Below are 25,553 nucleotides of genomic sequence, written 5' to 3' on the forward strand. Positions count from 1 at the left end.
AATGAAAAACAGAGAATTCAGAGCTTTGATGGCCGGTGCACTTCTGGCAGCACTGGTAGCAGGTGGACTTACAAGTGTACCGACTTATGCAAAAGAAACCACGACTGCGACAACCACGCAGACACAGACAGATACAACAGACAGCAGCGCACAGAGCAGTGCGGCTGCAACCAAAGATGAGACCGTTTATGCAAAGGTAGATCAGAGTGGAACGGTAAAATCCATCATTGTATCCGATCAGCTTCGCAACATAGGAAGTGCATCCAGTGTATCCGATATATCTGATCTGAAGGATATTAAAAATGTAAAAGGCGATGAGAAATTTAAGACAGACGGAAATCAGTTGACCTGGTCTGCAGACGGATCTGATATCGTTTATCAGGGAACCACCGACAAAGAACTTCCGGTTGGAGTCAATGTTACCTACACTTTGGATGGACAGACGATCAGTGCATCTGATCTGGAAGGAAAGAGCGGACATCTGAAAGTTCGTTATCAGTATGAAAATAAAACAGGAAGCTCCCAGGCATACGTACCATTCATGATGGTTACCGGTCTGGTACTGGATCAGGACAGTTTTGAAAATATTACCGTAGATAATGGAAAACTGATCTCCGACGGAGAGAGAAATATGGTCATCGGCTACGGTCTTCCGGGAATGGAAGCAGAACTTGGAACATCTGACATTGATATTCCGGATTACTTCGAATATGAGGCTGATGTAACTGATTATTCCGCACCGGAAGGAATCACCGTTGCAACAAACGATGTGTTCAATCAACTCGATACAGATGATATGAATGACATTGATGATCTGAAAGATTCCCTGCATCAGTTAGAGGATGCTTCCAACCAGTTAGTAGAAGGAAGCGGAGAGCTGAAAGACGGAATCGATCTTCTGAATTCTTCCACAGGTACACTGGTTGATGGAGTGAACGCACTGGCTGACGGAAGCAAGACTCTGGCAACAGGAGCTACCACATTAAATACAAATCTTGCAACGGCAGCAGAGAAGACTTCCTCCGAACTGCTTCCGGGTATTCAGAAACTGGACAGTGGTGTTGCCGGAATGGAAGCACAGATGGCAGAGCCAATCCAGAAATTAAGTGCAGGAACCAAGAATCTGTCAGCAGGAGCTGCACAGGTGAAAGCAGGAACCAGTGGAATCAATGCGGCCCTGAATCAGGGAACAACACTGGAAGATGGAACTCAGATTCCGGCATTGAATGTGCTGGCAGCAAAGACGGCTGCAGATGCACAAAATCTGGCACAGACAATCGCAGCCGGAAGCGCAGTTACAACAAGTGCTCAGGATGTAGCAAATGGAAACGGTGGAACGCAGGATGCCTTAAATACTCTGTACAGTGTTCTGAATTCTCTGGATCCGGAATCAGCAGAATATGCATCCGTACAGGCAGCTATCAGCAGTCTGGAATCTGATCAGGCAGCCCGCACAAGCGCAGCAAACGAACTGGATAGTCAGATTCAGACTCAGTCAGAAAATGTAGCAGCAGCACAGGCAACGCTTGCGGATTCAGCAAAAGGAGTTGCACAGGAAGCTGGAATCGTAAACAGTGTAGTTAGCAGCCTGTCAAGCGCAGCAAGCCAGACAGACGCAGGTATGGATCAGGTACAGAGCGGAGCCGATGAACTGAATGAAGGGATCAACGGAGAAAAAGGATTGATCGCACAGGTATCCGGTGGGATTGGACAGTTGAAAGCCGGAACATCTCTGCTTCTTGCAGGTGTTGACGGGGATGAAGGACTGGCAGCAGGACTGAATGCGTTGTCAGCAGGAGCAGGACAGCTTGATACCGGAGCAGCAACTCTTTCCACAGGTCTTGGAACTCTTCAGTCCGGATCTGGTGAGCTGGTAAGTGGAATTGGTCAGCTTGCAAGCGGAGCAGCAACTCTCAATGAAGGTATGATTCAGTTCGATGAAGAAGGAATCGATAAATTAGTTGACGTATTTGATGGAGATGTAGAAAAAGTTCTGGATAAGATGAATGACATGATCGATGCATCCAAGTCTTACAAGAACTTCTCAGGAATTTCTGATCAGATGGATGGAAGCGTAAAATTCATCTTCGTGACAGAGTAATAATTCCTGAAGAATAACAATGACCATATCCAACCATTGAATTCTCTATAGAAAAAGCCCTGGGACGGGAAACCGCCTCAGGGCTTTTTCGGAGTTATAGAGTTATAGGGGATTATAGGACAAAACGTGTTGATAAGTCCCATTATTCTCCCACAAAAAGTTGCAACGGGATGGAAGATTTTAATAATATATAGTGACGCTTTATTCTTAAGCATTGTTCTTGACGGATTTCTGTGGCAGTACGAAGATAAAGATCAGAGAACTGATCAGAAGGAATCCGGGATAAAAAAGATTTGGAAGTATCTGGAAAGCTGAGAGATTGTATCCAAGTTCATTGGCTGCGGACAATGCAACCAGCATCTGTGCTCCGTAAGGAATGATCCCCTGGAAGATACAGGAGAAGGTATCCAGGATGGAAGCTGCTTTTCGTGGAGTGATCTGATATTCCGCAGACATTTCTTTGGCGATTGGATTGGCCATAACGATGGCAACCGTATTATTTGCCGTAGAGATATCCATGGCGCCGACCAGAAGTCCCATACCCAGTTGTCCGCCTTTCTGGCCTTTGAAGATCCGCCGGATTCCGGAAAGCAGTGCATCAAACCCGCCGTATTCCCGGATCAGTGCGCACATGGCAGCAACCAGAATCGCGACCATACTGGTTTCAAACATTCCGGATGCACCGGAACCCATGTTAGAGAGCAGATCGATGAAGGTAATATGCCCACCTGCCAACATGATGATGGAACCGGAAATGATGCCGATTAACAGCACAACAAACACATTGATTCCGATCAGTCCACCCAGCAATACCAGAAGATAGGGGATGATCTGAACCAGATGGTAAGGTTGATTGACGGCCCCCTGGATCTCGCCGCGGAACGAAAGGATCAGAATCAGTACCAGTGTGGCGAGCGCAGCAGGAAGAGCAATCTTAAAATTTTCCCGGAATTTATCTTTCATTTCACAGCCCTGACCGTTGCATGCGGCGATGGTGGTATCGGAAATGAAGGAAAGGTTGTCCCCAAACATGGAGCCGCCCATGACAGATCCAATGCAAAGAGCAGGATCAAATCCGGAAGCGGATGACACAGCAATGGCAATCGGAGTGATCAATGTAATGGTTCCCACAGAAGTTCCCATTGCAGTAGATACGAAGCAGGAAACCACAAACAGGATCGCAACCGAAAATTTTGCAGGAATCAGAGACAGCATAAAATAGGCAACACTTTCTGCGCTGCTTCGGCCGACAACTCCCACAAAAGCACCGGCGGTCAGAAAGATCAACAGCATGGTGATGATATTTTTGTCTGCCAGTCCGGAAGCCATCCATTCCAGTTTCTGATCGAAAGAAGCCTCACGGTTCTGAAGACAGGCGACCAGAATGGCAACCAGAAATGCAATGATGATCGGTACATTATAAAATCCCATCGGAATCTTCATAATATATTCCAACCAGATTCCGAGCCCCAGATAAATAATAAGAAATGCACCAATCGGAAGTAAAGCAATCACGCGTCCTTTTTTCATATAGAAGTCCTCCCAGAGAATATGACATATATAGTCTACTTTACATTACCACTCTGGAAACGTCAAGGAAAGGAGCCCTAAATGGCGCTCCTTTCCTTTTGGATTTCTGAATGTAAGGAGGTTTCGTGCAAATGCAGATATTTTTCCCGGGTAGCCAGACCACCGCGGATATGACGCTCCTGTTTGTTGAAATCCAGGACTTTCCGCGCCTCTTTGGCAAGCTGTGGATTGATCTGTGACAAACGGTCGGTGACATCTTTATGTATCGTACTTTTGCTGACGCCAAACTGCCGGGCTGTCTGGCGTACCGTTGCCTGGTTTTCAATAATATAAGAAGCAATTTCGAGCGCTCTTTCTTCAATATAATCTTTCAAAAAATCCCCCTGCATGATTGCTTTTTTACAATCTATGCAAGGGGATTTTAATGTATGTCTGCATCTTACGGGGTGCTGACTCATGCATTATGTATCTGTTATATCAAGCTACTTTCCGCATTCATAGCGAAGATCGCTCCGCCGATCCATCCCGGGAAGACTCCGGCGTATCCGGCAAACAGGATCAGAGATAAAAGATCTCTGCAAACGAAATGTCCTACAAGTAACCAGGCGAGGGCTCCGATGCCACACCAGAGGATTGTATTTAAAAATAAAAAGAGATGAATCGTGGTTTCTTTTTTCAGATTTTGATCTTGGCAGAATTTCCATAAACGTTTCATATGATTTCCTTCTTTCTTCTTTTACAGGAAACAGAATAACAAAGCGTTGTAAAAAAAGAAGGGAGAAAATGTTAAATTTGAGTTAGAAAAGTTAGTCCTCAATAAGAAGATGATGTTATAATAGGAAAAAATGAAAAGGATTGAAACCGAGAGGAGAAGTGCAGATGAGTACAAAGAACGTACAGATTTACCACGGAGATATTATTTATTCAAAAAGTAAGACGGAGTTCAGTGTGAATCCGGATTCCTATCTGGTGGTAAAAGAGGAAAAGGTGGAAGGAATTTATCCGGTAATACCGGAAGAATATAAAGAAGTTCCGGTGACAGATTATGGAAGGAACCTGATCATTCCGGCATTTTCGGACTTGCATATCCATGCATCCCAGTTTGTACAGCGCGGCGTGGGAATGGACTGTCTGCTGTTTGACTGGTTGAATACTTATACTTTTCCGCAGGAATCCAATTTCAAGGATCCGGAATATGCAAAGTTGATCTATGATCAGGTGGTTCAGGAGTTGCTTCGTCACGGAACCATGCATGCCAGCTTATTTACCACAATTCATTATGATGCGTCCGATTATCTGTTCCGGGCTTTTGAAAAACATGGAATGTATGGGTATATCGGAAAGGTAAACATGGATCAGAATTCGCCGGATTTCCTGTGTGAGACAACTGAAGATTCCCTGAAAGAAACGGAACGTTTTGTCTATGAACATACGGGAAGAACGGCAGGAAGCCATGTGAAACCAATTCTGACACCGAGATTTGCCCCGACTTGTTCCCATAAAATGATGGAAGGGTTGGGAAAGATCGCAAAAAAATATCAGTGTGGTTTGCAGACCCATTTGAGTGAATCAAGAGAAGAAGTGAAATTTGCGCTGGAAATGTTCCCGGAATTTGAAAGTGATGCGCAGATCTATGAAAAATACGGAATGTTGGAGTATGGTCCGTCCATTTTTGCTCATGTGATTTTTCCAAATGAAAAGGATTTGGAGATTCTGAAGGCAACAGGAAGTATGGCGGTACACTGTCCGGATGCAACAGTCAATATTACAGCCGGACTGATGCCGGCGGCAGCCATGTGGGAACAGGATATCAACATTTCCCTGGGAAGTGATATCGGCGGTGGTCATCATGCCGGAATCTATCATCAGATCGCAAGGACAGTGCAGGCCTCTAAAATGAAAGAATTTTACGAACCGGAGGAAAATCGCAGACTGACGTTCCAGGAGGCGTTCTATCTTGGAACGGTAGGTGGCGGAAGCTGTTTTGGCAAGGTGGGATCCTTTGAACCGGGATATCAGTTTAACGCGTTGGTTCTTGGCAATCTGGAGGATAAAGGGTTTGAACTGACACCGGAAGAGCGACTGGAAAAATTCTGTTATGCAGGGGATGACCGAAACATTCTGGAACGTTTTCTGGATGGAAAAAAGGTGGTTCTGAACTAGAATAAAAACGGGTGTTCACAGATTTTTAAGAAAAAATTTATTGATTTTGGCGGAAAATGTGCTACCATGTAGAACAAAGTTTGAAACAACGGGAATGCCAGGGGTATTCTTAGATGATAGCAGAAAGGATGAAGAAACGTGAGTGAACTGAAACTGGTTTTTCATCAGCCGGAAGACATTATGGAATTTGTGAACGTGGTTCAGAATTTTCCGTATGATATGGATATGAAAAAAGGAAGTCTGATAGTAGATGCCAAATCTTTACTTGGTCTGATGAATCTTGGACTGCAGCAGGAAGTGAAATTACAGGTATATGAAGAACACTGCGAAGATCTGAAAGAAGCAGTTCAGAAATTTGCAGTGCCGCATTTCCAGTAAAAATGTGCATTGCAAGAGAAAAGCCCCACGCGTATAATAAAAGATACGTGGAGGGGCTTTTTATGAAGAAGAAAATGGAAAAAAGAGGAGAATATTTATTTGACAACCGCTCTTTGGCGGTTTTAATTTTCCCATTGGTCGTGGAGCAGCTTCTGGCAATTTTGGTCGGAATGGCAGATTCCATCATGGTGGCCAGCGTAGGAGAAGCGGCTGTTTCGGGCGTATCCCTGGTAGATAATATTATGGTGCTGTTTATCAATCTGTTTGCGGCACTTGCAACCGGTGGAGCGGTGATTGCCGGACAATATCTGGGGCAGGGAGATCGGAAACTGTCGGGAAAAGCAGCGACACAGCTTCTGTGGTTTGTGTTGGTGGTTTCGCTGGGAATCACGGCATTGCTTTATTTGGGGAAATCTTTTATTTTACATCGGGTATTTGGAGCCATTGATGCAGATGTGATGGGACATGCCAATACCTATCTGATGATCGTGACGGCATCGATTCCGTTTGTGGCAGTCTATAACGGAGGCGCTGCGATATTCCGGGCAATGGGGAATTCCAAGATCTCGATGGTCGTATCAATCATTATGAACGTGATCAATTGTGGGGGAAATGCTATTTTAATTTATGGATTTCACTGTGGAACAGAAGGCGTGGCGATTCCGACACTTGTTTCCAGAATGGTAGCAGCATTTCTGGTTATTTTCCTTCTGCTGAGGACAAAGGGTGCGATCCGGTTGGAGAAAAATGTTATCCGGTTTCGGTTTGACGGACGGATGGTCGGACAGATTTTAAGTATCGGACTTCCGAATGGACTGGAAAACAGTATGTTTCAGTTGGGAAAAATTCTGGTGTTAAGTCTGGTGTCCACATTTGGCACCTCGGCAATCGCAGCCAATGCAGTGGCCAATGCGGTGGCAATATTCCAGCTCCTTCCGGGGATTGCGATCAATCTGGCGATCACTTCGGTCATTGCAAGGTGTATTGGTGCCGGAAAGCACGATCAGGCGCAATATTATACCAAAAAACTGATCGGAATTACTTATGCAAGCATGATCCTGATGAATGTTCTGATCTACCTGGCACTTCCGTTTATCCTGCATGCATACCATTTGTCACCGGAAACCTATGAGTCAGCCAGAAAAATACTGTTGCTCCATGGATCCTGCTGTATTCTGATCTGGCCGATCTCTTTCAGTTTACCGTCTACCCTGCGGGCGGCAGGAGATGCGAAAGTGACCATGTGGATTTCGATCGTATCCATGTGGTTCTGCCGGATTGTGATGAGCTATGTTTTCGGAAAATATCTGGGGTTTGGAGTGTTCGGAGTCTGGATTGCAATGATTCTGGACTGGTGCGTTCGAAGTGTGGGTATGATCTGGAGATATCGGAGCGGAAAATGGAAACTGATCCGATCCATCGATTGAGACCGGAAGATACAGAAGTTGTTGTCTGAGCGTGGAATTTAATTTAGGGTTGGGATTGTAAAAGTCAGTTTGTTCCCTTATAATAAGAAACGTATCGACAACTCAGTCAAAGATTTTGTTGAATTACGGAAAGAAAAACAAGGAGGAACTCAAGTGAAGCGAGAATTAGTCATAGTCCTTGACTTTGGTGGGCAGTACAATCAACTTGTAGCGCGTCGGGTGCGAGAGTGCAATGTGTACTGTGAAATTTATTCTTACAAGACAGATATAGAGAAAATCAAAGCAATGAATCCGAAGGGAATTATTTTGACCGGAGGACCAAACAGTTGCTATGAAGCAGAATCCCCGACTTATTCCAAAGAATTATTCGAACTTGGAATTCCGGTACTGGGCCTTTGCTATGGAGCACAGTTAATGTCCCATGTATTGGGCGGCGAGGTAAAACTCGCAGATGTAAGGGAATATGGAAAGACAGAAGTGATCATTGACAAGACAGCGTCAAAAGTATTTGAAGGTGTGAGCACACCGACCATTTGCTGGATGAGTCATTTTGATTATATTGCAAAGGTGGCACCGGGATTTGAGATCAGTGCACATACTGCAGACTGCCCGGTAGCGGCAGCAGAAAATGAAGAAAAGAAATTATATGCGATTCAGTTTCATCCGGAAGTACTGCATACGGCAGAAGGAACAAAGATGATCAACAACTTTGTGAAAAATGTCTGCGAATGTGCAGGAGACTGGAAGATGGATGCGTTTGTAGAAGAGACGATCAAAGCAATCCGCGAGAAAGTCGGAGACGGCAGAGTATTGCTGGCACTATCCGGTGGAGTGGATTCTTCTGTGGCGGCAGGTCTGTTGTCCAGAGCAATCGGAAAGCAACTGACTTGCGTGTTTGTGGATCATGGACTTCTTCGGAAGGATGAAGGAGACGAAGTAGAAGGTGTCTTTGGTCCGAACGGACAGTTTGACCTGAACTTTATCCGTGTGAATGCACAGGAAAGATATTATAACAAACTTGCCGGAGTTACAGAACCGGAAGCAAAACGTAAGATTATCGGAGAAGAGTTTATCCGAATCTTTGAAGAAGAGGCAAAAAAAATCGGAGCCGTAGATTTCTTGGCACAGGGAACCATTTACCCGGATGTGGTAGAAAGCGGTCTGGGTGGAGAATCCGCAGTCATCAAATCTCACCACAATGTCGGAGGCCTTCCGGATTTCGTAGATTTCAAGGAAATCATCGAACCGCTTCGTGATCTGTTTAAAGATGAAGTACGTAAAGCTGGATTAGAGCTGGGAATTCCGGAAAAGTTGGTATTCCGTCAGCCATTCCCAGGACCGGGACTTGGAATCCGTATTATTGGAGAAGTAACTGCGGAGAAAGTACGGATCGTACAGGATGCAGATGCGATTTACCGGGAAGAAATTGCCAATGCAGGACTCGACCGTGGAATCGGACAGTACTTTGCAGCATTGACCAATATGCGAAGTGTCGGTGTCATGGGAGATGAGAGAACCTATGATTATGCGGTAGCATTGCGTGCGGTAAATACTGTGGATTTCATGACGGCAGAGGCAGCAGAGATTCCATATGAAGTACTGAATAAGGTGATGAGCAGAATCATCAATGAAGTGCGTGGGGTCAACCGGGTATTTTATGACCTGACCAGTAAACCGCCGGGAACGATAGAGTTTGAATAGTTGACGCTGTAGAATCCCACATCAATCCCCACGAATTTGTAATTTACATTTTCCATGGGAATTGACCTAAGAACTACTTAGAAAACAAAATAAGAAATAAAAAATGAGACCTTGCGTTGAAAAATGCAGGGTCTTTTTGTTTGGTAAAAAACATGACTTCACATAACAAAAACCTTGTATTTAAGCGGTTTTCCGTTAGTTAAAGCATATTATTTTCTAGCTATTTTTCTTGTTTTAAAAATGAAAATAAAAAAGAAAAAGAGAGAGTTTTTTATAATAAAAAAACTTGGAGCTACGGGGAGATAATTGCGAAAATAGTGGGGAATTGGTTACGAATGATCATAGAGTAAATTTGTTTTTGGGGATTTGGGAAGAAATTTTGGAACCCCAAAAAACTGAAAAGCCCCATTTTACAAGGAAAATCTATGATATTGTACTGTTTTACCAGATTTCATTCCCCAAAAAGATGTTTTTGGGAACGGTTTTGGGAAGTTTTTGGCGCGTTTTTGGGAAACGCAGAAAGGATGGTTTATTGTGATAAAGAAAAATTACAAAGGGCGATGTGAACGCAGGACAATTGACAAGGCAGAAGGAGTATGTAGGTTTTATAGCAAGATACAATCAGTGTACGCTGATAAGCTTGTCGAGAATGAGCAGGTTGTAGAGATACATTGCAACGTTCTTCTTGAAGGTCTTGATACAGAAGCGTATACGACAGATTTTCTTTGCAAGAAAAAGGATGGTTCGTACATGATAAGGGAATGTGTGGAGCGAAAATATATTACAAAGCCAAAGACGGTAAAACAGCTTGATGTGTCATTGGATTATTGGCGAAAGAGAGGAATCGAAGATTGGGGAATTGTGGTAGATAAGGAGGTGCCTGATCATGAAGAAAAATGATTATTTGAAAATTGATGATACTATCTATCGAATACTTGCGGTGGATAAGGATAATTATTTGGTACTTAACTGTAATACAAAGAACATGCCTGCGTGGAGGTTGGAAGTTGAATTATCCGATGGCGTCATTATTAATAGAGAAGAAGCTTTTGAAATTCTAGAAATTGAACTTATCGAAGAGGAACTCACAGGCACAGCCTTCAAACAGGCACACGCACGTTACACGATGATTGCTGGTGTGCTTGCTTTCATGAATGATGATTCACTAAGAAATCGAGCAATAACAATGGCGGTTGATACTTATGGAATCAGTAGAAGGACATTAACCACATACCTGTGCAATTATCTGGCGACAGATAATATATCAAGTCTTGTGCCAAAGTCTAGAAAAAAGAATCGACCAATGACAGATGATGAAAAAATAATGAGATGGTCTTTGAATAAATTTTATTACACTAGGCATAAGAATAAGCTTTCTGATTGCTACATAATGATGCTAAAAGAAAAGTACACCGATGAGAATGGTAAGTTGAAAGATGAACATCCAAGCATCCATCAGTTTCGTTATTTCTTTAATAAAACGCGAAAAAAGCAAACCGAGCTTATCTCTCGTGAAGGCATAAAAGAATATCAACTTAACTATAGACCGCTTCTTGGTGAAGGTATACACGATTTTGCGCCTACAATTGGAACTGGAATGCTTGATGGCACAGTGTGCGACTTGTATCTAGTTGATTCTTCAGGAAAGCTTGTTGGTAGACCTCTCCTTGTTGCATGTGTAGATGCATACTCCGGGTTATGCTGTGGCTATTCCTTATTATGGGAAGGTGGTGTTTACAGCGTTCGTGAAATGATGTTAAACGTAATCGAGGATAAGGTCAAATGGTGTAAACAATTTGGTATTCAGATTGAGAAACACCAATGGCCATGCGATAAGCTACCTGGAGTATTAGTTACAGATAGGGGATCTGAGTATATATCTTATAATTTTGAACAGATTTCGGAATTGGGATGTCAGGTGATATCGTTGCCAAGTTTTTCGGCGAATATGAAAGGTCCTGTGGAGAAATTATTTGATTTAGTGCAGGATAGTTTTAAACCATTTTTAAAAGGTTACGGCGTGATTGAAAAGGATTTTCAGAAACGTGGAATAAAAGATTATCGATTAGAGAGTTGCCTAACTATAGAACAATTTGAAAAAATCATAATTCATACCATTATCTACTATAATAACCGAGTTCTTGAAAGTTTTCCTTACACCAACGAAATGATAGATGCTGAGATTGTTCCTACTCCAGCAGGTATCTGGAATTATCAAACTGAGTATGGGAATAGTAACTTGCTATCGGTTAGTAGAGAACAACTTATATTGACATTACTTCCACGAACAGAAGGGCATTTTACCAGAAAAGGGTTAGTAGTAAACAAGATGCGCTATGATGCGGATGGGTTTACTGAAGAATATCTTAATGGTGGAAAATGTACTGTGGCTTTTAATCCAGATGATGCCAGTGTGGTTTGGCTTCTAAAAGAAGGCGATTATATTAAATTCTCGTTAATTGAAAAGAAATATCAAGGGATGTCGGTAGATGAAGTACATACTCAAAAAAAGAAACAGAAACAATATGTTGCGGGCTTTCGAGAGGATGCATTAGCGGCAAAAGTAGATCTAGCTCAAAAGATAAATACAATAGTAGAACACGCATTAAAGTCTGATGACACAGATATAACAGGGGTCACTAAAAGAAGACAAAAGGCCAGAATTCAAAGACATAGAAATTTGATGAGTGAGGTGATTGATAATGAATAATTATAGTGAATTATTACCTAAAATGTTATTTGGTGAAGACTTGAAAAATACGTTACAAATATTACCTGATTACGATGAATCAGTAAGAAATCTTGATGCTGGTACGAGACTAATGGAGTTGATGAATATTTATAAAGTATTTGTACCACAGAATTTATCTTTAGAAATCTATACAAAGCTTTATATGATGACAGTAATGTCGCTGCAGCAAAAAGGAACAGTTGACGCTACAAGACAGCTTAACGCGAATCATCGAGCAATGACTTCTAATAAGGAGTATAGAGGTATTATTACTGGAGCATCGTCGTGTACAGTTATTGGTCCAAGCGGATGTGGAAAAACAACATCTGTACAACGTGCTGTAGAGATACTTGGTGGTACAATCACGAATACGCAACCTTATAGAAAGATTATTCCCGCTTTGATTGTCTCGACACCATTTGATGCAAATTACAGAGGATTGCTTCTACAAGTTTTGCTTTCTGTAGATAATGAATTGGATACCGATTACTATAAGGCCGCCTGTAAATCAAATGTAAATGCTCAACAAATCTTGGGAATGGTATGCCAAGTAGCTCATCTTCATATTGGAACTCTAATATTGGACGAAATTCAGTTTCTTGTACAACATCGTGCAGGTACAACACTATACAAAATGATCCTTCAATTAATTAACAACTCTGGAATATCCGTAATGATGATTGGCACAGAGGAATGTCTGGACTATTTTGACCAGGCGCCGCAGATGGCGCGAAGAACAACCGGACTTCAATATCGTAACTTGGATTATGGCGATAAGTTTAAAGAGTTGTGCCAAGAACTATTTCATAGGCAGTACACAAAGAATATCTCTGAGTTAACCGAAAGAATATACGTATGGTTATATGAACATTCAGCAGGTAATATAGCCAATTTAACTGCGTTGATTCACGATGCGCAAGAGCTAAGTATTATGGATGGGAGTGAGTGTCTAAATATTACTTCCTTAATAAAAGCATATGACAAACGTATGCAAATGCTTCACGGATATATTGAACAAAAAAATTCAAATAGAAAGAAAACTTCTTATAAGACGACAAGTAGCATTACAGTTCTAGAACAAATCGAAACAAAGGTAACTGTTACTGATGTGACTATTGCAGAAATAGCTGGAATTATCAAAAATAAAGATTTGAATGCAATAGAAACGTACAGAAAACATTTTAATGTTGAGGAGGTAGTTGTATGATTTCATACTTTCCTGGATTATATCCTGACGAACTATTTTATTCGGTTGTAAGCAGATATTTTGTACATATATATCCATCTTATATTTTAGCTATTGAAGACTTATGTAAGACCAAAACAAGCAGAATAGATATGGAATTTGGCTTACAATCCTTAAATTCAGACATAAAGAATTTTTTAGAACAGGTATATGGCTTGAAAAACATACTTTTACATAACACGATGTTTCCACAATATGCAAAATTTGAAACAGTAGAACGCAGGGATCTAGCAGCACAAGTTATGTTAACCGGTGAAGGCGATATACATTCCGCATTAATATTTCCGAAAAATAAGAGTGGGTCAAGATATCTTAGATACTGCCCGTTATGTTTTGAAAAAGACAGGAATGAGTTTGGAGAAGCATATTGGCATAGAACACATCAAATACGTGGAATAAATGTTTGCGGTACACACGGATGCTACCTCCATGATAGTAATATCGAAATAAACTCTAAGTCTTCTCCAAGGTTGTGGGTCGCAGACGATATTGTAGTAGATTCATCAGTTAATTATGCATCTGATAAAGAAATACAATTCACAGATTATGTTGTAAAGATAATACAGTCTCCGATACCAAGAGATCAACCTCAAATATCTGACTGGCTTATCTCAAAATTAGAAGGAACAGAATATATCACAGCACGAGGAAAACGCAAGTATGTTACTAAATTACATAGTGATATGCAGGAATATTACAAGCAGTTCGGGTTAAGTGGTATTGAACAGCAGTATCAGGTAGTTAAGTTATTTACAGGAGCTAACAATAATTTTCTAGATATTTGTAAGCTAGCATTTTTTCTGAAGATACCAATAGAAGAACTTATGAATCCAAAATTACCAGAAAAGTCGCAAACTGAAAGATTCAATGAGAAAGTTGAACAATTGTATAAAGAAGGACTTGGCTGTCATTGTATCGCCAGAAAGGTAGGATCATGTCCTTCGACAGCACTTAAAGCAAATCGTATTAAAGAAAAAGCACCACATGATTATGCAGTTCGAAAAGGAATAGCAAAAAAGAATTGGAACGCAATGGACGTAGAGATGTTACCGAAGGTCAAAGAATTGTGCGAAAAGATCTACACAGGTGGCGATGACAGGCCTAAGCGAGTTACTGCCTTTGCAATTACTAAGGCGATGAGCTGGCCGGATAAGAGGCTGGACTATCTGCCACGCTGTAAGGAACTAGTACAAAGATACTCTATGGAAAGTATGGAGGAGTATTGGGCAAGGGAGTGTGTTTTCTTTTATAAAATTTTACTAGAAGAAAGTACAACTATAACATGGCGGAACCTTCGTGATAAGACAAATCTGACACGAAAAAATTTTGAAAGATGCAAAAAGTATCTAAGTAACTATACAGATAAGGTTATGGCGGAGATGATTAGAAAGTTAATTTAGAAACTGAGAATAAAAGAAGTTATTTTATATCATATAACTGCATTGTAATTGATTTACTACAATTTATCGTAGTGAAAAGTTACGATGTCACTAGGAGTGCAGTCAAGAATTTGGCATAGCTTGCCTAAAGTAATCAACGTGATATTCTTTCTTTTTTTTAGGGAATCAAGCGTTTTGTTGTCAATTCCTTGTTTGAGTAACTGGTACTGCGAAATGTTCTTCTTTTTCATTGTTTCCCACATAGGAGAATAGTCAATTATTATGATAATCACCGCCCTTATTCGATGATTTTATTATATGTTGATATTGTGAAACTTGACTTTGTGGGGATATCCACAATGTGGTATAATTCTCTCGAAGCTAATATAGAAAAATGATGAAGTGGGAATACAATATCTTATAGTGACCGCAGAAAAACCACTTCAGAACATAGCATCTATTAGAAAGAAAAAATCATATTATTTCACCTTTTATAAAACCTAATACAGAAAATTTACGTCTAGGAAGTAAAAAGAAGGCAGAAATATTGTGGATGAAGAAAGATTTAAGTTGGTTTACAAAAAAATAGTGGATTCTTATCTGTTGGATTCAAAAATTGCAAAACGGATATATCATAAAATCATGATGACACTGTTCGGAAAAGATTCTGATTCAGACGATTGGCAGGAAAATGACACAGATAAGAAAAGAGAAAGAGAGAAAATGAAATGAAATGTTATGCTTGTAAAACAGATATTAGAGATGAAGACTCCTTCTGTAAAAAATGTGGCAGTCCACAGAGATTTACAAAGCTGATTAATCAGGCATTGCAAAAGGATCAAGAAGCTTTAGCTTGGCTTTATAAGATGACATACAACAATGTATATCATACCATTTGTGCTGTTGCAAAATTAGATGATGATATAGTATTTGATTTAATTCAGGATATTTACATCAAGGCTTTTCAAAATTTGTCACAGTTAAAAGAACCAGAAGCTTTTCGCGGATGGATTAAAGTAATAAGCAGGAATGAAACCATAAATTATCTTAGAAAGAAAAAAGAAGTTACCTTTTCTCAAATGGTTTCTGTTGATTCTGATGAAATGATTGAATTCGAGGATACTAGAAAAGACAGATGTCCAGAAGAGATAGTTGATCAAAAAGAAACGGCTAGACTTTTGAATGAAATTTTGGATCAGTTGTCAGAAGAACAAAGAATAGTTGTTTATATGCATTATTATGAACAACTTAAAGTAAAGGATATTGCAAATATATTAGACGTTTCAGAAGGAACTGTAAAGAGTAGATTGAATTATGGAAGGAAGAAAATAGAAGTTTGTATTAAGAAACTTGAAAAGAAAGGGACGAAACTTTATGGCCTTGCTCCAATTTCATTTTTCTTTGCTTTATTTGCAACTCAGGAAGCGCAGGCTTCAGAAATACCAAACCCAGTGACGTTGCAGAATATAGAAACAAAACTTTCGTCAAGGTTATCAAATACATCTTATTCTGAAAATCCTACTCAGAATATAAATAAAAATCCTACGACAATGTCAGGAAAAGAGGCTGTAAAAACAGCAGCATCTATAACCGGAAAAAGTACTCTGAACAAAGTGGTTGCGAGTGTGGTTACTATTGCAATCGTTGGGGCAGGAGGCGTTGGAATCCACTCAATGAAAAAAGAAGAAGAACCACAGAAAAAACAAGATGAGATAGTAACAGAGCAGGAATCTCCTGTACAGAATATAAATTTGGATGATTTGATTGGTGGCTATGGAAATGACGAATATCTTCTGGAACTTTCATATATAGATGGAAGTTTGTTTATTCAATCGGGTATTATTCCAGGAAAAGAAATGTTTTCCTATGCTTATGACGAGGTTCAGGTAGATGGAAACACTATGAAAGCCACATATGAGGAATGTAATGGAGGAGATGTTGTAAATGCTGATGGAACAATAACAAATGACGATGTTGAGAGAACAGATACTTTTGTGTTGGATGATGACGGCACATTAACTGTAACTTTCGCTGGTATCAATGAAATTAGAAGCGGGTCATACAAACGATATGAAGGGGATGGCTCGGTGTTCGATGCTGCGATAGAAGACGCAAAACTAGAGGAATTTTTGATTCCGTACGAGGACCAGTTTTTTTACTATTTCAATCTTACATATGAAAATGGTGTGCTGTCAATAAAATCCAGTCCGCTGCCGGGGCGTGAAGATTTTATTATAAATAATTATCAGGGATCAAATCCTAATCCGGTAGATACGATTACCTATGAGTATGATTCGTTTGAAATAAAGGAGGATAGACACGGTTATTCACTTTACGGATATCATACAAATTTTGATGGATGTACAGAACCGGATATTTTTGCACTTAACGGAGATGGTTCTGTGACTGCAGTTTTTCAAGGAACACTTAAACCCAGATTCGCAACCTATGGTCCATATGATTTAAATGAGTATGAGGATTAAAAAATTAAAAAAAAATAAAACCTGATTCGATTTTTTTACGTCTAGGAAATATAAATACAAACAGGAGGAAACAAATTAATGAAAAGAAACAAATGGATTATTACAACAATTTTATTGATCATTGTGATGCTTACAGCATGTGGAACAAAAAACACAGAAAAACAAGAAAGTGTAAAAACAAAAACACAGGAAGAAACAAAGGAAAATACAGAAGAAAAGAAAACAACAGAAGAATATGTTGCAGGAACTTCACAAGACGATGCAACGTTGATACCAGAGGGGAAAAAGATAACTGGAAAATTAAAGAGTTATGAAGAAGGATGGTATTCGTTCAAGACAGGTAATGATGCAGGGACTTCTTATAGTATTTCTTTTTTGGTTTCGACAATGCAAGGAAAATTATGGTGCAATTTGTATGATGAATCAGGAACGAAGATAGAATATAAACCTTCATTTGATGACGGAAAAGCAGAGACTATTACTCTAGATAATTTAGAAAAAAATAAAACATACTGCTTTTCTTTAGAGTCTGCTACGAATGCTACGATAGGCTATACATTTATCGTAAGAAATTCAAATGAAGATGTTACAGTAGTGAATCAAAATATATCTGAATCAAAAGGAAAATTACAAGATGAAGATATTATCCCCGGAAGTAATCAGTACGATGCAACATTGATTCCTTTGGGGACAAAGGTGTATAGGGAGCTGGAGAAAAATAATCATAATGCATGGTTTGCTTTTACGACAGGAGATGAAGTGGGAGATATTTACAATATCACGATTATAAACCGATCTAATGATGTGCGCTCGGTTTTTTGTTCATTAGTCGATGAATATGGAGAAGTGCTTGATAGCGAGAATAGTTCGGATGATGGAAAAGCATCTACGATTGCAGCAGATCAGTTGGATATAAATACTACATATTATGTAGGTGTTACTACAGATGAAGCATCTACAACAGAATATTCTTTATTTGTGAAAGATTCAAATAGGGAAAATACAGCATATCGAACGGTTGGAAATGTTCCAGAAGCCCGAGGCGCTTCCAATACGGATGAAATATATGCAGGTTCGAATCAAGATGACCCGGCGTGGATACCTTTTGAAACAGAAGTAACTGGAACGATGAAACAAGAAGAGGGAAAGGCTTGGTTTGCATTTACAACAGGTGAAGATGCGGATACAACATATAAGATAAACCTTGAAAATCACACACAAGATAGCTATGCAGTATATGCGATTTTGAGAGATGAGTTTGGTGAAAGTATAGGTAAAAATATAGTATGTTCGGGTGGAAAAACTGCGACAACGGACTTTACCAAATTAAAACCAAATACTCCGTATTTTATTCAATTACTTTCAAAAGAAAATTTTAAAGAAGATGAAAAAGTAGAGTATTCCATTAGCATTGAAACATCGGAAGACAAAAGTGCGCTTTCAATGAATGCGAAAAAGACGTTTGAAGTTCCGTTTGAAATCAATGAAACTCAAATTCAGTTTGTTGCGAATGAAGCTACATTTATTGATGAAGCAACAGCTAAAGAGGTTTTAAAGCCGGTTGCAGAAGCAATTCTTGCAAATCCGGACAATGCAGTTCTTATTTCAGGAACAACGGCTACATATGGAAACCAAGAGTCATGTGTCGAGCTGTCTAATAGACGAGCAGAGGCTGTGAAGAACCTTTTAGTAAATACGTATAAAGTACCAGATTCTCAACTCCAGACAGTTGGTCTTGGCTATGAAGCGGACCCGTTCGAAAGAGGTGCTGATGTGAATTCAAATGGTGATTTCGTGGAATCAGAAGGTAAAAAGAATCGAAGAGTTGTTATTTTAGATGTAGATGATCCAATTGCACAGAAAATATTGCGATAAACAATAATAAAAAACTTGAAAATATGGAAAAGATTTTAAATAGAAAGGACAGCGGATAAGAAGAATCCTGTTATTGGTGATAGAATATGGCAATCAATTTTGATTCAATTATTTCAAATACAAAAGGGGCTGCAAATATTGCAAAACTAAAAGTTACTTTGGGACTTAAAACAAATGAACTAAATAAATTGTATACAGAGTTGGGAAAATTGTTTTATGACTTTACAAAGAGTAATCAAACCGAAGAGGTCGAATCGGTAAGTGAAGACAACCATTCTTCAGAGAATGAAACTACGAATTCATCAGTTACTGATTATATGGCTGATGAAAATATACGCGTTTGCTTTGAAAAAATACCTAGTTTGGAACAGGAAATAGCTATATTAGAATCTCAAATTTCTAATGAAAAAGACAATATGAAACCAATGAGCACCCCAACGGAGACGGGATATAGCCAGACAAATTATTCACAGGATCCTGTGACGCCAACTGGATCAGGAGCTAAATGTCCGAAATGTGGAAAGGTACAAAGTGAAGATAATGAATTTTGCGTGAATTGCGGAACGAAAATTAGTAAGTAGGAGGAGTAATTATGTTTTGTCCAAAATGTGGGAATGAAATTAAAGAAGCAGCAAAGTTTTGTCCCAAATGTGGGAAAGAACTAGTAAATCAACAAGGAAGTGCTCAACAAAATAGTAATCAAGCTCAAAATTCACAGCAAAATAAAAATGTTAAAAAGCATACAATGAAAACCATAAGCAGTAAGAATATGGAACAGACTACAATATCTGACTTTGGAGAAGACCTTGTTTCTGGTAACATCAAAGAAAGACACTTTGCAAAATTTTATACACTTGTTAAAAGAGAAAAGAGAATGGGTATGCTCGTATATTTGACCATACTTCTTGCATTTGTTGCCACCTTAGTAATCGGGTCATTTCCGGAAGCTATAAGTGAGTACGGTTTTTTTTCGGGAATTTTTCAGGCAATATTTACGGCAATCGTGTTGCCTACTTTTACCTGGTGTTTATTTCAGTTAATCTTAAATGGATTTGGACAAGCCTGCATGAGATTGATTGTTGGTGCATCGAAAATCGAACGCCAGGATATGATAGAATCAATTACAATACCTGTGGAAGCGATTATCGCAGAAGCACGCCGGAACGGACTGACTCTTCCAAATGATATCAAAGTTTATCAGATGAAGACCGATGAAGCGGTGGTTTACGCATTTGGAATGAATTCTATTGGAGTATCCTACGCGATGACAGAACTCCCAGAAGAGGTATTTAAAGCAAAGGTGCTTGCAGAACTTTATCGTATTCATGTAATGGATCCCGATTATCTGCTTTTCATGCTTGGTAGTAATCTGATTAGTATAATACTGGGACTGTTTGCTATAGTGGTTGGCTGGTTTTATATGACATTTGGTGATAGACGTAAAGGTCTTTTAACGGAGAGTGATTCAATGATGGGCGCACTTCTTTTTGCCTCATCCATTGTATGCTTATCAGCGTGGATGGGAGTTTGTTTCTTATTCATTCGTGGTGGTGTTAGAGCAAATCAGTTTGAAGCGGATAGGTATGTTGCACAATGTGGATATGGAGAGGCATTATGCCTGTATCTTGATAATTGCATGCCTAGAGAATTCAAATTCGGATTAAAGCTACTAGAGATGGGTCATCCTTCTCGCAACCATAGAATTGCGGCTTTGCAGAAATTGGGAGTAGCTTATAAAGCATAGTAATAGTTGGTGGGAGTAATTGTGTTTAAAGCCAAAGGAAAATGATGAACTAAACTTGTAAACAAGATACTTTTACAGAAAGGAGACAGCAATTTCCACCCTTAGAATTAAAAATACGAGGGTCTATCGCTTAAATTATCAATGGCAAACAAGAATGTAAAAAGAATTTCAATGATTTTAGCTGCGCTCATGGTTGCCGGAACGGCAACAGGCTGCGGGGCAAAGGATGACACTAAAGTGGAAAGTACGAATAAAGTGGCAACGAATTTGACTAAACTTGATGAGGATGCAATCAAAGATACATATACCGGTATCGAGGATATGTATGTATTAGAAGGGTCCAAGGACGTTGATTACCTTGACGGGGTATTATACGACAGTTCTATCGTAAAAGGTATTGAGGTAGACAGTTCTAAGGTCGATACCTCAAAAACAGGAGAGTACAAGATTACTTTCAGTATTACAGCTGATCGCATAGCTTATGAAACATTCAGAGATGCTTTCATTAAGTCCGAAACTGTGAAAGATAAGACATCTGCTGATAAAACTAAGACAGATAAAGGATCTGCTGAAAAAGCTAAAACCGAAACTGTTAAAGTTAAAAAAGATACAGTCGTTGTAAACAAGGATGAAGCGCAAAAGCTTGCTGATCAGAATAAACTAGTCCGTACAGATAATGGAGAAACTGTTAAAAAGTCTGATGGAACCGAAGTTAAAACAGAACAGAAAGCTCCCGCTTCTACAGCTGTAACTGGTGGGAATGTAGTTGATGCTTCTGCCAAGACAGAAGTAAAACCTGAAACTACAGCTACACCAACAATGGATCCAGAAGAAGAAGCTAAGAAAGACGAAGCTAAGAAAGAAGAAGTGAAAAAGGATGATAAGAAGGAAGAAACTAAAAAGCCTTCTACATCTGGCAGTAAAGACAATTCCGGTAGCACAAACAAACCAAGTTCTGGTTCAAATAACGGAGGAAGCTCTAGCAAACCAAATTCTGGTTCAAACAATTCAAATGGTGGGAACAGTTCAAATACAGAAAAGCCAGCGCACAAACACAACTGGGTTAACGTGACAAAAACGGTAAATCATCCAGCAGAAACTCATCAGGAAGATGTTTACGAAGATAGACAGGTCAAAGTAAAGGATGCTTGGGATGAGCAAGTGAAGACTGGAACAGCCCAGGAATGTCGTCAATGCGGATTTCGTACTACAGATGGGGATGCGATGACTGAACATATGTTAGAAAATGGCCATTCATGTCATACAGTATACACATATGAAACGGTCCATCACGATGCCGTATACGAAACTCAGAGAGTAAAAGTTGGTACGAAAACAGTTGTCGATAAAGCGGCCTGGACAGAAACAGTAGTTACCGGTCAGAAATGCTCTTTTTGTGGAGAAACCAAAACAAATTAACATTATCCTACTTTAAATAAGGAACAAATATAGACTTAAACTTAATGTTTGGGTCTATTTTTTTGTGCATTTTCCAATTGCAAAAGAAAATTTAAAAAAGTCTCCGATTTTTAGTGCAATCGAACGAGATTAAAAATGTTTTTCTTAGTGCTTCTTTACCTTGCATTTCAGTCATCGAAACTTTTCTTGTTTTTGAATGGACTTGGAGAACGAATAGGGTGTGGGATTATAGGTGCTTTTTTAATATTAGCTGGTGTTATGAATTTATTCCATAGAAAAAAATAAGCCGATAAAATACAGTTTGTAGGGGAATTGAAGTGCTGTATCAATATTATAATATTTAAGACTGTCAGTTGATTTTGATATATAGTATAGTGCTGACAATAAAATGACAATACAATCGGATAAAAACATAGCGAATACATACAAAACAGTTCGAAAATGAACTGCTCAAAAACTAAAACAACGAGAAAGCACTACAAAGCGAATAGAACTTTGCGAGTTTGAGTAGCGGACTAAATTGCGAAAAAGCCCATAAATAAAGGTTTTGCGGGCTGTCTGGATGTTCCGGTGGAGTGCAAATGGAGTTAAAAAATCTTTTTTTTCTTTGTTTTCTTTCCGGAGTTATCTGAGATTTTCGCAAAAGTAACTATGCTCAGAAAATATAATTAGTGTGAATATGAAGAACAGTTTGTTTTGATGGAAATATTTTCCGTCAGGGCAGACTGTTTTTTTATACCCTTTTTCAACGATATTAACTCCATGGTTCAGCGACAACACATATGGAAACTGTAAAATTAAAATAATTTGCTAAATTTCGGAAAATGATGTCCGATTTTACATCTGCCAGTACAGAGTATATGAAGAGATAAATATTCAAAATACAGGAGGTACTGATTATGCAGAACAAATTATTTTTAAAGGCAGCCGATATATGTGAACTTCTGGAGGTAAAACAGACATCGGCTTATGAGATCATTGGCAATCTGAATAAGGAGCTGGAAGAACAGGGATATTTGACGCTTAGAGGAAAAGTTCCGACAAAGTATTTTGTGAAGCGGTAGAAGTGGATTAGATTATAATGATAGTAAAACAGCATGGCGGCGTCCTCCCGTGGGCCGCCATGCCTTTAACTGCTGGGAATGACAGAAAGAAAGCAGCGGCCTTGATTTCTCAAAACCGCCACCAGTGAATATAAATTAAGCGTGAAAATGGGCCTGCCCAGCAGCAGTTTTTTTCTTTTTTGCCGCTGGGCAGATGTTTTTTCTTTAGATACATGATAAGAGGAATTTTTGAAGATTCCATAAAGATTTGAAAAATGGACGGACATAAAAGACGTCCATTACACTATCGGAAAATCAGCAAGGAAGTTTCATAGTAACCTTTGCGCCGCCGGTTTCTTTTGAATTTTCTAAAATAAGCTGACCATTATGTTGTTCCATAATCGAATTTGTAATATATAGACCCATACCAAAGTGTAACTTTGAATTGCGGCTTTGATCGCCCATATAGAACCGTTCCTGTGCGTGGCATAATGCCTCTTTAGAAAACCCCGTTCCCTCGTCTGTGACTGAAATTTCCACGAAACCGTTGTTACTCTGAACATCCACATAAAGCGTTCCGCCTTGCGGGGAGTAGTCCAGCCCATTACTGATAACATTCATAATAGCACGTTCTATCAGCACCCTATCAAATTTCAGCATTTGAGGGAGTGAAACAGTATTCATTTGCAGCCGGATTTCTTTTGTCTGGCATAGTGATTCCATATAACCGAACAAGTGCTGCATGAACGCTGGCAAGTCTATACTTTCAATATGGAGCTGATAACCAACCGCCGCCCGTGATATATCAATCAGGGTTTGAATATATGACTGCATCTGGCCGGAGCTTTCCACGACGTAACCAGCGTATAATCGTTGCTCATCATCAAGATTTGTTTCTGTGAGTAAATCAGCATTTCCTTGAATAACCGTCAGAGGCGTTTTCAAATCATGGGCAAGCGCGGCGATTTGCTCTTTCTGTGTCTGTTCGGTTTTCCATTGCCGTTCTAACGAAATTTTCAGATTATCTTTCATATCTGAAAAAGATGCAAGGACATCTTCAAACTCTTTGATTTTGGCGTGTCCTACTTCAAAATCAAGGTTTTGCTTTGAAACCTCCGCAGTTGCTTCAAAAAGCGGGGTCAGTTGTGTACGCAGGTTCTTAGCAAATCTGGCGGTCAGTATGATAATGACCAGCAGCGAATTTACAGCCATCAGGATAAACGCAAGCGTGTCAGGAGATGGAAAATATTCCGGTAGCCATGACACTGTAAATTGAGAACCAATATAATACCTTAAAACGCAAAATTCGTTTTCCCGGACAACAAGTGCAAACTGCCTCCCCGTAGCATATTCAATATATTCTCCCTTTGCGTACAGCAGGGCAATTTCTTTTTCATCATCGTCCATATTGCTGTAAAGCTCATTAAAGTTCTTGTCCAGAATTAAGTAGCCGCATCCCTGTGGAATCACAACCTTTGTAATATCCGGGGCAATCGTCAGCGTTGGAATGATCTCTTTTACCTGCAATTCACTTAGATTTGCTCTTGTAGCTAATCCAGCATTTATAGCAAGTCCCTCCAAACCAAAAGGGACAATAATTGCCGCTACCAGCATAACAATGAGGGAGATAACAAACTGGCGAAATAATATTTTCAATGTAGGTTTCTTTTTCACTCCCATTTATATCCTATCCCCCATACGGTGCTGATCGGACTTATTTTGAAATGCTCCAATTTCGCACGAATATTTTTTATATGCGTTGAGATCGTAGAGTTATCGCCTATTCCATCAAACCCGAAAACGGCTTCATAGATTTGTTCTTTTGTAAAAACCTGTCCCCGGTTTTTCGCAAGGTATTCACAGATTGAATACTCGCTTTTGGTAAGGGGAACCGGCTGTTCTGAAACATACAGTACCTTTGCGGAAAGGTCAAATCTTATATCAGGCTCAAATGAAAGTGTGCTGTGATGCTCCCTTTTTTCTCTGCGTAAATGTGCCGCGACACGGGCGCGAAGCTCCTGAATACGAAAAGGTTTCGTAATATAATCATCCGCACCGATGCCCAATCCAAACAATATATCTTCCTCTAATGTCTTTGCGGTCAGAAAGAGAATCGGGCAGTCTACCATATTCCTGATCTGTTTGCAAAACTCAAACCCGTCTGTGCCAGGCATCATCACATCCAAAAGAATGAGGTCATAGAAATGCAGCTTTTTGATGTCTACATCATCCGCATTTTGACAGACTGTTATCAAATATCCATCTTTCCCCAAACTGTTCTTAATCAATTCCAAGATAGAAACTTCATCGTCAACTACAAGTAAGTGGGTCAA

Annotated in this window: 22 protein-coding genes; 16 read left to right on the forward strand and 6 right to left on the reverse strand. The window is 39.6% G+C overall.

Going from position 1 to position 25,553, the window contains the following annotated elements; translation table 11 throughout:
- The first annotated feature begins 1 nt into the window (after position 1).
- On the forward strand, positions 2–2,101 hold the full coding sequence (locus tag KGMB01110_RS11110) for a hypothetical protein (RefSeq protein WP_119298381.1): 2,100 nt from the start codon (positions 2–4) through the stop codon (positions 2,099–2,101).
- A 207-nt stretch (positions 2,102–2,308) separates the two neighbouring features.
- Here the strand turns inward: KGMB01110_RS11110 and KGMB01110_RS11115 are convergent, their stop codons facing one another.
- From KGMB01110_RS11115 to KGMB01110_RS11125, 3 genes are all read right to left on the reverse strand, one after another.
- A complete protein-coding gene (locus KGMB01110_RS11115; protein WP_119298383.1) occupies positions 2,309–3,631 on the reverse strand; it encodes a Na+/H+ antiporter NhaC family protein in 1,323 nt (440 codons plus the stop codon).
- 77 nt (positions 3,632–3,708) lie between these two features.
- Positions 3,709–4,005: a sporulation transcriptional regulator SpoIIID gene (gene spoIIID / locus KGMB01110_RS11120; protein WP_117603918.1), complete on the reverse strand. Its 297-nt coding sequence runs from the start codon at positions 4,003–4,005 to the stop codon at positions 3,709–3,711.
- Positions 4,006–4,103: 98 nt separating this feature from the next.
- Complete coding sequence (locus tag KGMB01110_RS11125) at positions 4,104–4,346, reverse strand: hypothetical protein (protein WP_117603919.1); 243 nt, start codon at positions 4,344–4,346, stop codon at positions 4,104–4,106.
- A 164-nt stretch (positions 4,347–4,510) separates the two neighbouring features.
- On the opposite strand from KGMB01110_RS11125, the gene KGMB01110_RS11130 reads away from it, so the two are divergent.
- The 8 genes from KGMB01110_RS11130 to KGMB01110_RS11170 all read left to right on the forward strand — a co-directional run bounded on the left by KGMB01110_RS11130 (position 4,511) and on the right by KGMB01110_RS11170 (position 14,677).
- Positions 4,511–5,794, forward strand: a complete 1,284-nt coding sequence (locus tag KGMB01110_RS11130; protein WP_119298385.1) for an amidohydrolase family protein — start codon at positions 4,511–4,513, stop codon at positions 5,792–5,794.
- 138 nt (positions 5,795–5,932) lie between these two features.
- The gene (locus KGMB01110_RS11135; RefSeq protein WP_117603921.1) at positions 5,933–6,172 is read left to right on the forward strand and encodes an HPr family phosphocarrier protein; all 240 of its coding nucleotides are present in this window, start codon (positions 5,933–5,935) and stop codon (positions 6,170–6,172) included.
- Positions 6,173–6,234: 62 nt separating this feature from the next.
- Positions 6,235–7,599: an MATE family efflux transporter gene (locus KGMB01110_RS11140; RefSeq protein ID WP_119298387.1), complete on the forward strand. Its 1,365-nt coding sequence runs from the start codon at positions 6,235–6,237 to the stop codon at positions 7,597–7,599.
- 153 nt (positions 7,600–7,752) lie between these two features.
- The gene (gene guaA / locus KGMB01110_RS11145; protein ID WP_117603923.1) at positions 7,753–9,300 is read left to right on the forward strand and encodes a glutamine-hydrolyzing GMP synthase; all 1,548 of its coding nucleotides are present in this window, start codon (positions 7,753–7,755) and stop codon (positions 9,298–9,300) included.
- A gap of 534 nt (positions 9,301–9,834) precedes the next feature.
- Entirely contained in the window at positions 9,835–10,200 is a 366-nt protein-coding gene (locus KGMB01110_RS11155; RefSeq protein ID WP_119298391.1) for a PDDEXK family nuclease, read from the forward strand.
- Positions 10,187–12,010 (forward strand): hypothetical protein, encoded by a 1,824-nt coding sequence (locus tag KGMB01110_RS11160; RefSeq protein WP_119298393.1) that lies wholly within the window; start codon positions 10,187–10,189, stop codon positions 12,008–12,010. Before KGMB01110_RS11155 ends, KGMB01110_RS11160 begins: the two co-directional genes overlap by 14 nt.
- Positions 12,003–13,238 carry an ATP-binding protein gene (locus KGMB01110_RS11165; protein WP_119298395.1) on the forward strand — a complete coding sequence of 412 codons (1,236 nt, stop codon included), beginning with the start codon at positions 12,003–12,005 and terminating at the stop codon, positions 13,236–13,238. Before KGMB01110_RS11160 ends, KGMB01110_RS11165 begins: the two co-directional genes overlap by 8 nt.
- Entirely contained in the window at positions 13,235–14,677 is a 1,443-nt protein-coding gene (locus KGMB01110_RS11170; protein WP_119298397.1) for a TniQ family protein, read from the forward strand. The genes KGMB01110_RS11165 and KGMB01110_RS11170 overlap by 4 nt, the downstream gene beginning before the upstream one ends.
- Before the next feature lie 56 nt (positions 14,678–14,733).
- Here the strand turns inward: KGMB01110_RS11170 and KGMB01110_RS15895 are convergent, their stop codons facing one another.
- Positions 14,734–14,919 (reverse strand): helix-turn-helix domain-containing protein, encoded by a 186-nt coding sequence (locus tag KGMB01110_RS15895; protein ID WP_306307830.1) that lies wholly within the window; start codon positions 14,917–14,919, stop codon positions 14,734–14,736.
- 286 nt (positions 14,920–15,205) lie between these two features.
- Here KGMB01110_RS15895 and KGMB01110_RS11180 point away from each other — a divergent pair, with 286 nt between their 5' ends.
- The 7 genes from KGMB01110_RS11180 to KGMB01110_RS11215 all read left to right on the forward strand — a co-directional run bounded on the left by KGMB01110_RS11180 (position 15,206) and on the right by KGMB01110_RS11215 (position 23,241).
- The gene (locus KGMB01110_RS11180) at positions 15,206–15,388 is read left to right on the forward strand and encodes a hypothetical protein (RefSeq protein ID WP_119298399.1); all 183 of its coding nucleotides are present in this window, start codon (positions 15,206–15,208) and stop codon (positions 15,386–15,388) included.
- Complete coding sequence (locus KGMB01110_RS11185) at positions 15,385–17,139, forward strand: RNA polymerase sigma factor (protein ID WP_119298402.1); 1,755 nt, start codon at positions 15,385–15,387, stop codon at positions 17,137–17,139. The genes KGMB01110_RS11180 and KGMB01110_RS11185 overlap by 4 nt, the downstream gene beginning before the upstream one ends.
- Before the next feature lie 78 nt (positions 17,140–17,217).
- Positions 17,218–19,014, forward strand: a complete 1,797-nt coding sequence (locus KGMB01110_RS11190) for an OmpA family protein (protein ID WP_119298404.1) — start codon at positions 17,218–17,220, stop codon at positions 19,012–19,014.
- An 86-nt stretch (positions 19,015–19,100) separates the two neighbouring features.
- Positions 19,101–19,595, forward strand: coding sequence for a zinc ribbon domain-containing protein (locus KGMB01110_RS11195; RefSeq protein ID WP_119298406.1), 495 nt, complete (start codon positions 19,101–19,103; stop codon positions 19,593–19,595).
- A gap of 11 nt (positions 19,596–19,606) precedes the next feature.
- Positions 19,607–20,758 carry a zinc-ribbon domain-containing protein gene (locus KGMB01110_RS11200; RefSeq protein WP_119298408.1) on the forward strand — a complete coding sequence of 384 codons (1,152 nt, stop codon included), beginning with the start codon at positions 19,607–19,609 and terminating at the stop codon, positions 20,756–20,758.
- Between the two features lie 141 nt (positions 20,759–20,899).
- On the forward strand, positions 20,900–22,177 hold the full coding sequence (locus KGMB01110_RS11205) for a hypothetical protein (RefSeq protein ID WP_119298410.1): 1,278 nt from the start codon (positions 20,900–20,902) through the stop codon (positions 22,175–22,177).
- Positions 22,178–23,076: 899 nt separating this feature from the next.
- A complete protein-coding gene (locus KGMB01110_RS11215; protein ID WP_117887998.1) occupies positions 23,077–23,241 on the forward strand; it encodes a DNA-binding protein in 165 nt (54 codons plus the stop codon).
- A 294-nt stretch (positions 23,242–23,535) separates the two neighbouring features.
- Here the strand turns inward: KGMB01110_RS11215 and KGMB01110_RS11220 are convergent, their stop codons facing one another.
- Together KGMB01110_RS11220 and KGMB01110_RS11225 are read right to left on the reverse strand one after the other, a co-directional pair.
- Entirely contained in the window at positions 23,536–24,900 is a 1,365-nt protein-coding gene (locus KGMB01110_RS11220) for a sensor histidine kinase (protein WP_119298414.1), read from the reverse strand.
- Positions 24,891–25,553 carry a response regulator transcription factor gene (locus KGMB01110_RS11225; RefSeq protein ID WP_055056575.1) on the reverse strand — a complete coding sequence of 221 codons (663 nt, stop codon included), beginning with the start codon at positions 25,551–25,553 and terminating at the stop codon, positions 24,891–24,893. Before KGMB01110_RS11225 ends, KGMB01110_RS11220 begins: the two co-directional genes overlap by 10 nt.

The sequence above is a fragment of the Mediterraneibacter butyricigenes genome, from assembly GCF_003574295.1.
Lineage (GTDB): Bacteria > Bacillota > Clostridia > Lachnospirales > Lachnospiraceae > Mediterraneibacter_A > Mediterraneibacter_A butyricigenes.

Excerpts from the sequence above, each read along its gene's own strand:
- KGMB01110_RS11110 (WP_119298381.1), top strand. The coding sequence starts at position 2 with ATGAAAAACAGAGAATTCAGAGCTTTGATGGCCGGTGCACTTCTGGCA.
- KGMB01110_RS11115 (WP_119298383.1), bottom strand. The coding sequence starts at position 3,631 with ATGAAAAAAGGACGCGTGATTGCTTTACTTCCGATTGGTGCATTTCTT.
- KGMB01110_RS11125 (WP_117603919.1), bottom strand. The coding sequence starts at position 4,346 with ATGAAACGTTTATGGAAATTCTGCCAAGATCAAAATCTGAAAAAAGAA.
- KGMB01110_RS11130 (WP_119298385.1), top strand. The coding sequence starts at position 4,511 with ATGAGTACAAAGAACGTACAGATTTACCACGGAGATATTATTTATTCA.
- KGMB01110_RS11140 (WP_119298387.1), top strand. The coding sequence starts at position 6,235 with ATGAAGAAGAAAATGGAAAAAAGAGGAGAATATTTATTTGACAACCGC.
- KGMB01110_RS11160 (WP_119298393.1), top strand. The coding sequence starts at position 10,187 with ATGAAGAAAAATGATTATTTGAAAATTGATGATACTATCTATCGAATA.
- KGMB01110_RS11165 (WP_119298395.1), top strand. The coding sequence starts at position 12,003 with ATGAATAATTATAGTGAATTATTACCTAAAATGTTATTTGGTGAAGAC.
- KGMB01110_RS11170 (WP_119298397.1), top strand. The coding sequence starts at position 13,235 with ATGATTTCATACTTTCCTGGATTATATCCTGACGAACTATTTTATTCG.
- KGMB01110_RS15895 (WP_306307830.1), bottom strand. The coding sequence starts at position 14,919 with ATGTGGGAAACAATGAAAAAGAAGAACATTTCGCAGTACCAGTTACTC.
- KGMB01110_RS11185 (WP_119298402.1), top strand. The coding sequence starts at position 15,385 with ATGAAATGTTATGCTTGTAAAACAGATATTAGAGATGAAGACTCCTTC.
- KGMB01110_RS11190 (WP_119298404.1), top strand. The coding sequence starts at position 17,218 with ATGAAAAGAAACAAATGGATTATTACAACAATTTTATTGATCATTGTG.
- KGMB01110_RS11195 (WP_119298406.1), top strand. The coding sequence starts at position 19,101 with ATGGCAATCAATTTTGATTCAATTATTTCAAATACAAAAGGGGCTGCA.
- KGMB01110_RS11200 (WP_119298408.1), top strand. The coding sequence starts at position 19,607 with ATGTTTTGTCCAAAATGTGGGAATGAAATTAAAGAAGCAGCAAAGTTT.
- KGMB01110_RS11205 (WP_119298410.1), top strand. The coding sequence starts at position 20,900 with ATGGCAAACAAGAATGTAAAAAGAATTTCAATGATTTTAGCTGCGCTC.
- KGMB01110_RS11215 (WP_117887998.1), top strand. The coding sequence starts at position 23,077 with ATGCAGAACAAATTATTTTTAAAGGCAGCCGATATATGTGAACTTCTG.
- KGMB01110_RS11220 (WP_119298414.1), bottom strand. The coding sequence starts at position 24,900 with ATGGGAGTGAAAAAGAAACCTACATTGAAAATATTATTTCGCCAGTTT.